This window comes from Rhodospirillum sp. A1_3_36 (genome assembly GCF_047263945.1).
GTDB lineage: Bacteria > Pseudomonadota > Alphaproteobacteria > Rhodospirillales > Rhodospirillaceae > Rhodospirillum.
Map to the genome: position 1 here is coordinate 192744 of NZ_JBLAVB010000005.1, position 13363 is coordinate 206106.

At 60.2% G+C, this 13363-nt stretch carries 11 protein-coding genes; 4 read left to right on the forward strand and 7 right to left on the reverse strand.

What is annotated here, in order from left to right; translation table 11 throughout:
- Positions 1-87 precede the first annotated feature (87 nt).
- The 4 genes from ACLIRY_RS13535 (at position 88) to rpmG (ending at position 5743) form a co-directional block, all read left to right on the forward strand.
- Positions 88-1197 carry an alcohol dehydrogenase family protein gene (locus tag ACLIRY_RS13535; protein WP_413205930.1) on the forward strand — a complete coding sequence of 370 codons (1110 nt, stop codon included), beginning with the start codon at positions 88-90 and terminating at the stop codon, positions 1195-1197.
- A 102-nt stretch (positions 1198-1299) separates the two neighbouring features.
- Positions 1300-3627 carry a ribonuclease R gene (gene rnr / locus ACLIRY_RS13540; protein ID WP_413205931.1) on the forward strand — a complete coding sequence of 776 codons (2328 nt, stop codon included), beginning with the start codon at positions 1300-1302 and terminating at the stop codon, positions 3625-3627.
- A gap of 125 nt (positions 3628-3752) precedes the next feature.
- Positions 3753-5444 (forward strand): S41 family peptidase, encoded by a 1692-nt coding sequence (locus ACLIRY_RS13545; RefSeq protein ID WP_413205932.1) that lies wholly within the window; start codon positions 3753-3755, stop codon positions 5442-5444.
- Between the two features lie 131 nt (positions 5445-5575).
- Positions 5576-5743 (forward strand): 50S ribosomal protein L33, encoded by a 168-nt coding sequence (gene rpmG / locus ACLIRY_RS13550; RefSeq protein WP_413205933.1) that lies wholly within the window; start codon positions 5576-5578, stop codon positions 5741-5743.
- 106 nt (positions 5744-5849) lie between these two features.
- Here rpmG and ACLIRY_RS13555 read toward each other — a convergent pair whose 3' ends face one another.
- From ACLIRY_RS13555 to ACLIRY_RS13585, 7 genes are all read right to left on the reverse strand, one after another.
- Positions 5850-7760 carry a di-heme-cytochrome C peroxidase gene (locus ACLIRY_RS13555; protein WP_413205934.1) on the reverse strand — a complete coding sequence of 637 codons (1911 nt, stop codon included), beginning with the start codon at positions 7758-7760 and terminating at the stop codon, positions 5850-5852.
- A 443-nt stretch (positions 7761-8203) separates the two neighbouring features.
- Complete coding sequence (locus ACLIRY_RS13560; RefSeq protein WP_413205935.1) at positions 8204-8572, reverse strand: response regulator; 369 nt, start codon at positions 8570-8572, stop codon at positions 8204-8206.
- A gap of 121 nt (positions 8573-8693) precedes the next feature.
- Positions 8694-9092 (reverse strand): DUF423 domain-containing protein, encoded by a 399-nt coding sequence (locus ACLIRY_RS13565; protein ID WP_413205936.1) that lies wholly within the window; start codon positions 9090-9092, stop codon positions 8694-8696.
- Positions 9089-9940: an ABC transporter permease subunit gene (locus ACLIRY_RS13570; protein ID WP_413205937.1), complete on the reverse strand. Its 852-nt coding sequence runs from the start codon at positions 9938-9940 to the stop codon at positions 9089-9091. The genes ACLIRY_RS13565 and ACLIRY_RS13570 overlap by 4 nt, the downstream gene beginning before the upstream one ends.
- Positions 9937-10920: an ABC transporter permease subunit gene (locus ACLIRY_RS13575; RefSeq protein ID WP_413205938.1), complete on the reverse strand. Its 984-nt coding sequence runs from the start codon at positions 10918-10920 to the stop codon at positions 9937-9939. The genes ACLIRY_RS13570 and ACLIRY_RS13575 overlap by 4 nt, the downstream gene beginning before the upstream one ends.
- Positions 10917-12083, reverse strand: coding sequence for an ABC transporter ATP-binding protein (locus tag ACLIRY_RS13580; protein ID WP_413206098.1), 1167 nt, complete (start codon positions 12081-12083; stop codon positions 10917-10919). Before ACLIRY_RS13580 ends, ACLIRY_RS13575 begins: the two co-directional genes overlap by 4 nt.
- Positions 12084-12127: 44 nt before the next feature.
- A complete protein-coding gene (locus ACLIRY_RS13585; protein ID WP_413205939.1) occupies positions 12128-13246 on the reverse strand; it encodes a polyamine ABC transporter substrate-binding protein in 1119 nt (372 codons plus the stop codon).
- Positions 13247-13363: the final 117 nt, after the last annotated feature.

Genomic DNA, 13363 nt, shown 5'->3' on the forward strand with positions numbered 1-13363 from the left:
CGGGCGGAGCGGGCTCTCGCCCGCGCCCAGTCGGGGCGATGCCCCGAACCCCCTTCTTTTTGTCGAGGAGGACCAGGAAAGATGGGCATGAAAACAGACCCCCAGGATCCCCTGCCGGACCGGATGGTGGCTGTTGTCACAACCGGAACCGGCGGGTATGAGCGGTTGGAAGTCCGCGAGGTGCCCCTGCCTCGCCTGGAACCGGGCGAGGTTCTTTTGCGGGTTCTGGCCGCAGGCGTGAACAATACGGAAATCAACACCCGCCTCGGATGGTATTCCGCGTCCGTTTCGACAGGAACAACGGAGACCAGCGAGGAGGCCATGGAACCCCGGGACGATGGGGGATGGAATGCCACCACGCCCTTTCCGTTCATTCAGGGAACGGACTGTTGCGGTCGCATCGTTGCCGTTGCCGAGGACGGTGACCCCACCACCCTTGGATCCCGTGTCCTCGTCCGGGCTTGCATGAGACCCCAGGGGTTCGCCTCCCCCGATAGCATCTGGATGGGGTCAGACTTCGACGGCGCCTTCGCGCAATACGTCAAGGTTCCGGCGTCCGAAGCCTTCTCTCTCTCCTGCGATTGGAGCGACGCGGAGCTCGCCACCATCCCCTGCGCCTATGGGACCGCAGAAAACATGGTGCACCGGGCAGGCATCTCGACAGGCGCCCGGGTCCTGATCACCGGGGCTTCCGGCGGCGTGGGGTCCGCCGCCGTGCAGCTCGCCAAACGGCGAGGCGCCGAAGTGATCGCCATAACCAGCGCGTCAAAGCGAAACACTCTCCTCTCCCTGGGCGCCGACAGCGTCCTCTGCCGAGAGGACGATCCGGTGGAGTCGTTGGGCGCCATGGCCGTCAACGTGGTTATCGACAACGTGGTGGGTCTCGGTTTTGGGGCCATGCTCACCGTCCTGAAGCGGGGTGGAACCTATGTGTCCTCCGGCGCCATCGCCGGTCCCCTCGTGGATCTGGACCTGCGCACCCTCTATTTGAAGGACCTGACCCTCTTGGGGTGCACGGCCTGGGACGCGCCGGTGTTTCCAAACCTGATCGCCTATATCGAACGGGGTGAGATCCGCCCCTTGCTGGAGAGAACCTACCCCTTGGATCACATTGCCTCAGCCCAACGCGACTTTCTGAAGAAGCGGCACATTGGAAAGATTGTCCTGATCCCGCCAACTGAAAAGCTCGAAGGATAGGCAAGCGAACAGGACCGAGGGGATTATGGAGCCAGCCTCCCTTTAAAGATCGAGCGTAAAGGTCCATACTACGCCCATCTTTTTCTATAGAAAGCCTCCCCATTGACCGGCAAGACCCCAAAGCACGTCCCCTTCCCCACCAAGGAACAGGTCCTGACATTCATCCAGGACAACAATGGGGAGGTCGGAAAGCGGGAGATCGCCCGGGCCTTCAACATCAATGGCGGTCAACGGTCCGAACTGCGCGCCCTGATAAAACAGCTGGAGGACGATGGATCCATCCAGAGAGGCCGGGGCCGTAGGTTCGCTCCGCAAGGGTCACTGCCCGAGGTCACCGTGCTGCGCGTCAGCCATTCCGACGCCGAAGGAGACCTGTTCTGCCGCCCGGAAAACTGGCCAGAGGACGAACCGCTCCCGCGCATCCTCTTCGTTCCCGACCGCCGCAACAGCCGCGGCCAGGGCGGACCGGAGGTGGGCATCGGCGACCGCATCCTCGCCCGCCTCGCCCGCCAGGGGGAAGCCCTATACCAGGCTAAATGTATCCGTCGCCTCTCCAGCGCCCCCGCCCGGGTCCTGGGTATCCTCGCCGAAGCCCAGGGGTCCTTGCGTCTGCGGCCCACCAACCGCAAGGACCGCGACGAATATCTCGTGGACTTCAAGGATGCCAACCAAGCCCATCCCGGCGATCTGGTGGAGGCCGAATTGCTCCCCGGGCGCCAACTGGGTTTGCGCCGGGCCAAGGTGGTGGATATTCTGGGAGAGGAAGACGGCCCCCGGTCCATCAGTCTGGTGGCCATTCATACCTTTGACATCCCCGTTGACTTCCCGCAGGAGGCCATTGATCAGGCCGAGGCCGCCCAGGGCATTGACCTCAAGGGCCGCGAGGATCTGCGGGACATTCCGCTGATCACCATCGATGGTGCCGACGCCCGGGATTTCGATGACGCGGTCTACGCCCGGGCCGACGATGATCCCAGCAATCCCGGGGGCTGGGTGGTGCTGGTCGCCATCGCCGACGTGGCCCATTACGTGCGCCCCGGCTCTCCCCTGGACGTTGCCGCCAAGGAGCGCGGCAACTCCGTCTATTTCCCCGATCGGGTCGTTCCCATGCTGCCCGAAGCCCTGTCCAATGGCTGGTGCTCCCTCAGACCGAAGGAGGAGCGCGGCTGCATGGCCGTTTGGATGACCTTCGACAGCGAGGGCAACAAGCTGCGCCACCACTTCGTCCGGGGCCTCATGCGCTCGGCGGCGCGCTTAACTTACGAGCAGGTGCAAAGCGCCCGAGACGGCCATCCCGACGACCTGACCGGTCCGCTGGTGGAGCCGGTCATTGCCCCCCTCTATGGCGCCTTTAAAAGCCTTCTCGCCGCCCGCCACAGGCGCGGCACCCTGGAGCTGGACCTGCCTGAACGCAAGGTCTCGCTCGATGAGAATGGTTTGGTGGACGGCATCGTGGAACGTACCCGCCTGGACAGTCACCGGCTGATCGAAGAGTTCATGGTCTCGGCCAACGTCGCTGCGGCCGAGACCCTGGAGGACAAGAAACAACCCTGCATGTATCGCATCCACGACCAGCCCACCCACGAAAAGCTGGAGGCCCTGGCGACCTTCCTGGAAACCCTGTCGATCCCCTTCCACAAGGGATCGGTCAAGCACTCCGGCCAATTCAATGGCATCCTCGAAAAGGCCAGGGGCACCGCCAGCGAGCATATGGTGAACGAGGTTGTTTTGCGATCCCAGGCCCAGGCCGAATACAATCCGGACAACATCGGCCACTTCGGTCTCGCCCTGCGCCGGTACGCCCATTTCACCTCCCCCATCCGGCGCTATGCGGACCTTCTGGTCCATCGGGCTCTCATACGAGGTCTGGACCTGGGCAAGGACGGCCTGCCGCCGGACTCGGACCAGGAGTTCGACGAGATCGGTCAACACATCACCGCCACCGAACGGCGCGCCGCCGCCGCCGAGCGGGATGCGGTCAACCGCTTCACCGTTTCCTATATGGCCAGTCATGTGGGAGCCGTTTTCCCCGGACGGATCAATGGTGTCACCCGGGCCGGGCTGTTCGTCACCCTGGACCAAAGCGGCGCCGACGGCCTGATCCCCATCAGCGCCCTGCCCAACGACTTTTATGTTCATGACGAGGGCGCCCATTGCCTGCGCGGTCAGGCCACCGGTTGGGAGTTCCGCCTGGGTGGCCCCGTGGAGGTCCTGCTGCGCGAAGCCAACCCCGTTTCCGGCGGATTGCTTTTCGAGTTGCTTCAAGGCGGTAACCAAGGCAAGCCCGGTCGGGGGCGCCCACGCAAGACCTTGGGACGCTCCGCAAAAGGCCCCGGCAAAGTCCCTGGAACAACCTCCAAAAAACGCAACGCGCTCCCGAAAGGTCCTGTCCGAGGTCGTAAGGCGGCTCGGACGCGAACGAAACCATAAGCAATCAAACGAGTCCCGGAAAACTTTCCCATGGACTTTCGATTCGGGATTTCTTAACCATGATGTGAGAGGGATGAGTATTCGGGGGCTCGAAATCCATCCTCGCCAGGGAGAGTTGGGACAGTATGTTCGCCCAAACCATGATCTCGGTCGTCCGTGTTGGCCTCCGTCTCGGCTTGGTGGCCACCGTCGCCATGGCGTCCGCCTGCACCGATTCCCCTTCCCTCACATCCTCTTACGACGCTCCTCCGCCGAAGACCGACCTTGCGGTTTCTGCCCCTGGCACCGACCGCGCGCCCCATCTCGATGAAACCCGGGCCAAGGTTCTCGCCACCATGACCTTCCCCCGGTCGGAGGCGGAGAACCTCTTCGCCCACGGCTATGCGGTCATTTCCGATCGATATATTGACAAGGTGGACCTGCGCAACCTGGGTATCGCCGGACTACAGGGCCTGTCGACTCTGGATCCGGAGATCAAAATCGACCGCGTCGGCGCCTCAGTGGAAGTTTCCCGGAACGATAAAGTCATCGGCCTTTTCCCCCTTCCCGGCCCGGAGGACTCTGCCGGTTGGGGGCTCTTGACCGCCAATGTCTTCGGTTTGGTCCGCGATACCTCCACCACCCTGCTGAACACCGATCCCGAACAGCTCTATACGGCGGTCTTCGATAGCGCCCTGTCGCAACTCGACCCCTTTTCCCATTACGCAGATAGCGAGGAGGCTCGCCTCAATCGGGGGGCGCGCAACGGTTTTGGCGGCGTTGGGATCACTTATGAAATTGACGGCGACGCCGTTGTCATCACCCGAGTGATGCCGGGAACCCCCGCATCCACAGCGGGACTGCGCAAAGGCGATCGGATCATCGCCATTGATGGTCATACCACCAGTAACATTACCAGCCAGCAGGTGCGAGACTGGCTGCGGGGCCCGACCAACAGCCCGGTGACCCTGCTCATGGCCGGTGCGGACACCCTGGCCCGCAGAAACGTCACGTTGGTCCGCGCCCTGATCGTCATGCCCACCGTCGAGTTGAAGACAGACAACGACGTGGCCTTCATCACTGTCACCAGCTTCAACCAAAGCACCACAACGGCCGTGGCCGAGGCCGTCAGCAATGCCGAACGCGAGGAAGGGGATCACCTCAAAGGGATTGTCATTGACCTGCGTGGCAATCCTGGCGGGCTGCTCGACCAAGCGGTCACCATGAGCGACCTGTTCATGGAACGGGGACCTATCGTATCGACCCGAGGCCGCCACCCGGACGCCCGCCAGTTTTACGCGGCCACAGCAGGCGACATGGCCCGGGGGCTGCCCATGGTGGTCCTGGTGGATGGGGATAGCGCATCGGCAGCCGAGATCGTCGCAGCGGCCCTGCAAGACAGCGGACGCGCCGTGGTCATCGGAACCACGTCCTATGGGAAAGGAACCGTCCAGACCGTCCTGCAGATGCCCAATGGTGGCGAAATGACCCTGACTTGGTCCCGGTTCCACAGTCCCTCCGGCTACGTCCTCCATGGGCTGGGCGTCCGCCCCATAGCCTGCACCAGCGGAGCCGGAGAGGCCATGGCCGCCGCCGATGGGGTCCTGGACCGCTTCAACCGGGGAGAACAACAGCTGGCGGCCCAGTTGGCCCTCTGGCGGGCCACGGATCACCGGAATGATGCCCGCCGCAACGCCTTACGCAGCGGCTGCCCGGCAGAGCACCATCCCCATGCCCTGATCGACGAGATCGTGGCCGAGAAGATCCTTGATAATCATGCTCTTTACGAACGGGCGCTGCGTATGACAGCCCCGACACAGGCGGCTGCAGGGCGGTAAAAGCGGTGGATTTGCATCGCTTTGAGAAGATTACCGAAAAGACGCCCAAGGTCCCTTGACATCCCCGCACGGACGAGTATTCTCCGCCGCTCCAAACCAATTGTCATTATCTAACGAACGGGGTTCAGGCCATGGCCAAACCTGCTACTATTCTGGTCAAGCTGGAAAGCACCGCGGATACAGGCTACTTTTATGTGGTCAAGAAGAACCCTCGGAAGACCACCAACAAGTTCGAGTTCCGCAAGTACGACCCGCGGGTCCGCAAGCATGTTGTCTTCCGCGAAACCAAGCTGAAGTAGCATTATCGCGTGATCGGTTGCCAGAGGAAACCCTCTGGTCCTAACCAACGCAAAAGCCGCCCTGTCTCCAGGGCGGCTTTTTCGTCTTTCTGGGATCACCCTGCGATCACAAGGTCTTCAGATAGGCTACCAACGCTTTCCGGTCCGGCTCGGTCAACGGAGGTCCGATGATCCCGTCTCCCAAGGGGCCCTCCATGAAGGCATGACCAATGTTCAGATTGCCCTTTATGGTGGTATCGATCACAGTGGCCCCAGCTTCGCAATCCGTCACATACCCCACCTTATCCGGATCGAAGGTCCGATTGCCCAGGCAGAAGGTCTTGGGACGCTCCGCAGGGGGAAGCAGCATCGAATAGAGATTGGGCACAGAACCGTTGTGCAGATAGGGGGCCGTCGCCCAAATACCATTCAACGGGCGCGCTTTGTAGATCATCTTGGCCTGGAGGCAGTTGGGCCGGTTCCCGTTCATGCGGTTCCTCTCTTCGGTCGGAACACCGTGATCGTCATACCAGCGATTTATCGTTGCCTGGACCACAAAACCCAAAGCAGCCGCAAAGGACGTCTCCGTCACAGTCTCCCCACCTGGACCGTCACACAGGGCCTTAGGATCGACACCCAACCAGCCGGGCACCTTAACGGTTCGGTTGACGAGCACTGCGGCCTCAGCCGGATCAGTCCCCACCTCGTCGATGGGCACCAGGGGCAGCTTCAGATAGCTCTCGCCGACTCCGTTGGGCTTGGTCCAATAGGTAGGCTTGAATAAGCCGCGGTCAGGATCATTGACCGGCGGTAAGTGGCAGGACTGGCAATGTGCTTGATAAAGGGCCTTGCCCCGGTCGATATCCCCTGTGATCTCACCCAAGATTTCTTCGGGCCATTTTGGGCTCTCCAACCCCTTGAAGCCCACCGGCGCGTCCAGGGGATTACTTCCGGCCAGCAGGTCCTCCATATGAAACACTGTGTCCACTGGGACGGAGGATGCATAGAGGGTCCGGTCCGGGTTGGACAGGTTCACCCGGGCCGTCACGCCCAGGGCTTCTCCGGCATTGCGCACCATCGGCTGCATGATCGAGCCGTCGTACTGCACCCATTGGAACCAGGACGTGTCCCAGGTCTGCGGATAGTTCACCGGCGCGTCGGTAGCCGCTAAATTGACGGTGGAGTCGAAATCGGTGGCCCCTTTCAGGTCGAGCACAAAAACCTGATTCCCGATACGGTTCAGGGCGTCGAGCCGTCCAAAGCCTTCCTCCACATTCTCCTTGGCGGTTTGATTGAACAGGGTCGCCTGATCCCCTAAATTTTTCAGCACTTCGCCCAGCTGCTTTTTAAGCGCCTTCTTCTGTTCCGATGTGTGATCGGGCCCCAGCAGCTTGTTGGCGAAACGGTTAAATCGGCTCGGGAACAAATCAGTGAAGACGACGGCCAAACCCAGGGCCTTGCTGAATTTATCCAAATTGGTGATCGCCGGGGCGCCATCCACCCGCAGGGAGGTGCCCTTGTAAACCATATGCCCCGTGTGACAGGCCGCGCAGCTTAGGCCGACCTGATCGGGGATAGTCTCTCCCGTCTCCGGATCCACATAGCCCTTGGTGATGGCGAAACCCACGGGCAGGCCATCCGGGTTGCCCCCGAAACTGGCCAAATCATAGGTCCCGGGGGCGCCGCGCACGCGGGTTCCGGCCTCCTCCGTGTATCCGTAAGCGGTTGCGCCTTCGGGTGACTTGGGGCTTGGAATAAAGCCAAAACCGGCCAGGTAGTCAGGGTCAATGAAGGGTTTCGGTGTGGATAGCAGGGAGATTTCTGGCTGCTCCAGGGCCACGAACCAGTTATAAGGCAAGGGGAAAGTAGAGGTTCCTTGCGAGCTATGGTGGAACCAAAAGCGCTCGTCCGGAGTCCAGTTCTGGGACAACCAGACAGCCTTGGTAAAGGGCGGGTTGGCGGGCAGGTCCGGCGGACTCAGCGCGGAACAGGCCGCCAAAGCCACACTGGCGGTGGCGACTACAAAAATTCGTTTCATGAAAACCTCCCTGGTTCGACAGCGGCATTCATTATTAGGTGTATTAAATTAAATGCAATACCATTAGTTTTAAATTTGCACGACGTTCGACGCCGACAAAGTCAAGTCCCTATCCGAGGTCATCACGAGGCTTTGCCCCGTCCCCCCCTGGGGCCGAAAGGCCCCAGATCCCAGGCAGTTGCGGCCGAAAGGCCCCAGACCCCAAACGTTTATTTGTAAAAGAAAAATGGGGGTTTGGGGGCATTGGCCCCCAAATGGGCTTGGGCTATCGCCCAAAAAAGCTGATCCCATTTCACTCTAGGCAACTCGGTACAATCCGGCCCGACCCGACCTGAAAAACTTCGCCCTCATCAAGGAGCACCGCTCCTTCTCCCCAATAGAAAAAAGGCGGCGTCATGAGACGCCGCCTTTTTTTGCTTTGGACCAGCCCCTTCTCCTCAAGGTCACCTCTCCAGAAACTTGGCAACGGTCTGAAGGAAACTGACGACGGAGATCGGCTTGGCAATATAGCCCTCACATCCCCCTTCTCGGATCTTTTCTTCGTCCCCCTTCATGGCGAAGGCGGTCACAGCGATGACGGGGATGGCCTTCAGTTCATCATCACCCTTAAGCATCTTGGTGATCTCAAGCCCCGAAATCTCCGGTAGCTGAATATCCATCAAAATCAAATCGGGACTATTGGCCCGCGCCAACTCCAATACCTCCCGTCCATCCTTGGTTTGCACCGTGTCATAGCCATTGGCTTGAAGCAGGTCATGGAACAACTTCATATTCAAATCGTTATCTTCGACAATCAGTATTTTCTTTGCCATGCTCGGCACCTGCTCCCCATAAATCCCTTATGAACGGTGTGTCTCGCCATTCTGATCGAGGCACACCCAAGCCATACGGGTAAAAAATACGTCACCATGATGGGCAAGGTATGCGGTTATGTCAAACGCCTCCCCTGCGAATAACGCGAATTCCCATCCAGACCACAACCAACCACCCCGCCAACATCGCAGTCCCCCCAAAGGGGGCGAGGAAAGCCACCGGAGCCCCAAAGAGAGCGATCAAGACCAAAGACCCACAGAACAATAGGATAGCAATGATATTCAGGCATCCCAACACATCCGACAAAAGGATAAACATACCCTGTCCTTTCGTCCAGGCCGAAATCAGGAGACCGAGCACACCATACATCTGATAGCGAGCGGCCTTCTCCACCAGCATGACGGCGTGAGAGTCTCCCATCGCTTCCAGCCCGTGAGCCGCGAAGGCCCCCATCGCTACTGAGAGGAAACCGTTCACACCGGCCAGCGCCAACCACACCCCCCAGGGGATCCCCTTCACGCCCCGTCCTCCATCGCAAGTTCGCGTTTTTCCGTCAGCGCCTTGGTCAAGCGCTCCTGCCGGTTCATGGCCCATCCTGCGCCTACTATGGCAGCGCTGGCCAAGACTACGAGAATGGTGGCAAGTGCGTTGATCTCCGGACTGACCCCCAAACGCACGGAGGAGAAGACCACCATGGGGAGAGTCGAGGATGCGGGACCGGACACGAAGCTCGCAATCACCAGGTCATCCAGGGATAAGGTAAAGGACAACAACCAGCCCGCCACCAGGGCCGGCGCAATGACCGGAATGGTAATCACCAGAAAGACCTTGGCCGGGCGGGCGCCCAGATCCATGGCCGCTTCCTCAATGGACCGGTCCATGCCCGCCAGCCGGGATTGAATCACGACCGCAACATAGGCCATTGAGAAGGTCACATGCGCGATGGTGATGGTGGTGATCCCCCGCCCCTCGGGCCAACCGATCAGTTGCTCCATGGCGACGAAGAGCAGCAGGGACGACAGTCCCGTGATCACATCGGGCATGACCAAGGGAGCCGAGAGCATGCCCGAAAACAGGGTCCGCCCCTTGAACCGGCCGAAACGCACCATGGCCAATGCTGCCAACGTTCCCAGGGCCGTGGCGAAGGTGGCATTCATCACCGCCACCCGCAACGAGATCCAGGCGGCCCCCATGATCTGGTCATCCCGAAACAACTCGCCATACCATTTGGTCGACCACCCGGCCCAAACGGTCACCAAACGCCCTTCATTGAAGGAATAGATGATCAACAGCAGGATGGGGACATAGAGGAAGGCGAAGCCGAAGGCCATCCAACTCAGGGTAAACCAGTCACGCCGCCAGTTCATCGCCCCGCTCCTTCGCCTTCGGCCTGTTTGGCCTGGATATGCTGAAAAATCATGATCGGCGCCACAAGAAGGACAAGCATGGCCATTGCCACCGCCGAGGCCACGGGCCAATCCCGATTCAGGAAGAACTCATTCCACAGGACCCGACCGATCATGAAGGTATCGGCCCCTCCCAGCAGTTCGGGAATGACGAACTCTCCCACGGCAGGAATAAAGACCAGCATGGATCCCGCCACGATCCCCGGCAGAGCCAGGGGCAAGGTGATGGTCAGGAAGGCTTTCCAGGGACGGCATCCCAGGTCGTGGGCAGCCTCCAGAAGACTGGGGTCGAGTTTCTCCAATGTGGCATAGAGCGGCAAGACCATGAAGGGCAGGTAGGAATAGACGATGCCGATATAGACGCCCCAGTCACTGCCCAGAATCACCAGGGGATCGTCAATAACCCCCAAAGAAATCAGAAGGTTATTCAGTAGGCCATTGCTTTTGAGAATACCAATCCAGGCATAGACCCGGATCAGGAAGGAGGTCCAGAAGGGCAGGACCACCAGGAACAGCAGGATGGTCCGGGGCCCTTTGGGGGCCTTGGAAATCCCATAGGCCATGGGAAAGCCCACAAGAAGGGCAAACACGGTGGACACCCCGGCGATCCGCAGGGAGTTGGTATAAGCGATGACATATTGGGGGTCATCGAACAGATAGGCGTAGTTGGATAGGGCCAAAGTCAGGCGAAAATATCCGTCCTGTGTCAACTCCAACAGGTCCGAATAGGGGGGAACGCCGACGGCGAATTCGGCGAAAGAGATCTTCAGGACAATGGCGAAGGGAAGCAGGAAAAACAGAAGTAGCCACAGGTAGGGTACCCCCAGCACCAACCGCCGCCCATTGGTGTTCAAATAGACGGACAGACGCGTCCGCCAGCGGTGACGCGCCGTAGCCACACTCTCTCCTCTCGCAGAGGTTCCCACTTCGGCCCCGCTCATGAGCTGACCACCACGGGAGCATTGTCCGTCCAGGTGACAAAGACCTTGTCGTCCCAGGTCACCCGCCCCTCCATGTCACGGTCATGGTTGGCGAGCGTCGCCCGCACCTGCTTCCCCGAAGCCACCTCAACGATATAGGTGCTGGTGGAGCCCAGGTAGACGATGTCCTTCACCACACCCGGGGACCAGTTACTGTCCCGGTCGGGCTTTTCCGTAACCAGGGTCACCTTTTCTGGTCGCAGGGCCGCCCAGACCGTTCCACCCTCCCGTCCGCTGACGCCATGGCCGACGTAGATGGGAGTTTCCAGCTCCGGCGCCTCGATGACCACATGGTCGGGCTCATCCTCCACCAGGATCCCCTCGAACATGTTCACGCTGCCAAAGAACTCGGCGACAAAGCGGGTATTGGGATATTCGTACATGGATTGGGGGGCATCGATCTGCTCGATCCAGCCTTCGTCCATGATGGCCACCCGGTCAGCCATGGTCATGGCCTCTTCCTGGTCATGGGTGACGACGACGAAGGTGATCCCTGTCTTTTCCTGGATGTTCACAAGGTCAAGCTGGGTCCGCTCCCGCAGCTTCTTATCCAGCGCCGACAGGGGTTCGTCGAGCAGCAAAACCCGAGGGTGCTTCGCCAATGCCCGGGCGAGCGCCACCCGCTGGCGTTGACCGCCGGACAGCTGATTGGGCTTGCGCTTGGCAAAGCGCTCCAACTGTACCATGGCCAGCATCTCGGCCACCCGCTCCTGCCGTTCAGCCTTGGCCATGCCGTCCTGCTTCAGGCCGAACTCGATATTGCTCTCCACGCTCATATGGGGAAACAGGGCATAAGACTGGAACATCATGTTCACGGGTCGATCGTAGGGCGCGACGTTGGTCATATCCTTGCCATCGATCAACACCCGCCCCTCGGTCGGCTGTTCGAACCCGGCCATCATGCGCAGCAGAGTGGTCTTGCCGCAGCCCGACCCCCCCAGAAGGCAAAGGAATTCGCCTTCAAAGACATCCAGCGACACACCATTGACGGCCACAAAATCACCAAAGCGTTTGACCACCTTCTCGATCTCGATGATCGGGGGGCCCAGCTTCTTGGTACATCCCGGTATTTCCGGCGGAGTCTTCACGGGGCGGTCGGCAACCGCCTTCACCTGGGTGTCCATGGACATGTGATCCCTTTCCTGAAGGGGTGGAGACGGAAGACAGGTCAGGACCCAGATTTGATCCGGGTCCAGAGTCGCGTCAAGGTCCGTTCGCCCTGGGCAGTCAAAGGCGCGCGGGTATACAGGCGGGCCATCACCTCCGGCGTCGGATAGATCGCGGGATCGTCGCGGATGTCCGGATCGACCAAAGGCGTCGCCTTGGTGTTGGCATTGGCATACCAAACGTAATTGGTGTTCATGGCTGCGATATCCGGCCGACTCAGGAAGTCGATGAAGGCCAGGGCATTCGCCACATGGGGCGCGTCCTCAGGAATGGCCAGCAAATCAAAGGCCACCTGGGTCCCTTCCTTGGGGATCACGTAGTCCACAGAAACGCCGTTTTCCGCCTCCTCCGCCCGGCCTTGGGCCTGAAAAATGTCGCCGGAATAGCCATAGGCCAGGCAGATATCCCCATTGGCCAGGGCTTCGATATAGCCTGAGGAATCGAAGCGCCGGATAAAGGGACGCACGCCCATCAAAAGCGCTTTGGCCCGGTCCAGATCCGAAGGATCTTCTGAATTCGGATCCAGGCCCAGGTAATTCAGGGCTGCGGACAGGACCCAGGGAGCACTGTCGAGCATGGTGATGCCACAGTTCTCCAGCTTGGAGGCATACTGGGGGTCGAAGAGCAGGGCGAAGCTGTCCACCGGCGCGTCGGCGCCCAGGGCGGCGGTCACCATCTCGCGGTTGAAGCCCAGCCCGGCGGTGCCCCACATATAAATCACCCCGTAGGCATTTCCGGGGTCATGGACCGCGGCCCGCTTCATCATCGCCGGATCCAGATTGGCGAGATTCGGAAGGGCGGCTTTGTCCAGAGGCTGGAGCGCTCCTGCCTCCAGCAACTTGGAAAGAGCATAGTCCGAGGGGACCACCAGATCGTAGCCCGAATGACCCGCCAGCAATTTGCCCTCAAGCATCTCATTGGAATCGAAGACGTCGTAGCGGACCTTGATCCCCGTTTCCTCGGTAAAGCGGGCGATCACATCATCGGCGATATAGTCCGACCAATTGAACACATTGACGACGCTGTCCTCTGCGGCCTGCGCCCCAGTCTCCCCCCCTCCGGCAGAGATCAGGACCCCAGCCACCAGACCAGCAGCCAGAGCAAAACGACGCATTCGCATGGCGACTTCTCCCTTCTTCAGCATTCTCCTCCCCTGGGAAGAGTCTGAGACCCTTTGATCCCATGAATTAAAAAGAAATGGGGGAGCGGGGCAGAGCCCCGCCCGTTCATAACAAGG

Excerpts from the sequence above, each read along its gene's own strand:
- ACLIRY_RS13580 (WP_413206098.1), bottom strand. The coding sequence starts at position 12,083 with ATGGACACCCAGGTGAAGGCGGTTGCCGACCGCCCCGTGAAGACTCCG.
- ACLIRY_RS13535 (WP_413205930.1), top strand. The coding sequence starts at position 88 with ATGAAAACAGACCCCCAGGATCCCCTGCCGGACCGGATGGTGGCTGTT.
- ACLIRY_RS13575 (WP_413205938.1), bottom strand. The coding sequence starts at position 10,920 with ATGAGCGGGGCCGAAGTGGGAACCTCTGCGAGAGGAGAGAGTGTGGCT.
- rpmG (WP_413205933.1), top strand. The coding sequence starts at position 5,576 with ATGGCCAAACCTGCTACTATTCTGGTCAAGCTGGAAAGCACCGCGGAT.
- ACLIRY_RS13555 (WP_413205934.1), bottom strand. The coding sequence starts at position 7,760 with ATGAAACGAATTTTTGTAGTCGCCACCGCCAGTGTGGCTTTGGCGGCC.
- ACLIRY_RS13570 (WP_413205937.1), bottom strand. The coding sequence starts at position 9,940 with ATGAACTGGCGGCGTGACTGGTTTACCCTGAGTTGGATGGCCTTCGGC.
- ACLIRY_RS13585 (WP_413205939.1), bottom strand. The coding sequence starts at position 13,246 with ATGCGAATGCGTCGTTTTGCTCTGGCTGCTGGTCTGGTGGCTGGGGTC.
- ACLIRY_RS13560 (WP_413205935.1), bottom strand. The coding sequence starts at position 8,572 with ATGGCAAAGAAAATACTGATTGTCGAAGATAACGATTTGAATATGAAG.
- ACLIRY_RS13545 (WP_413205932.1), top strand. The coding sequence starts at position 3,753 with ATGTTCGCCCAAACCATGATCTCGGTCGTCCGTGTTGGCCTCCGTCTC.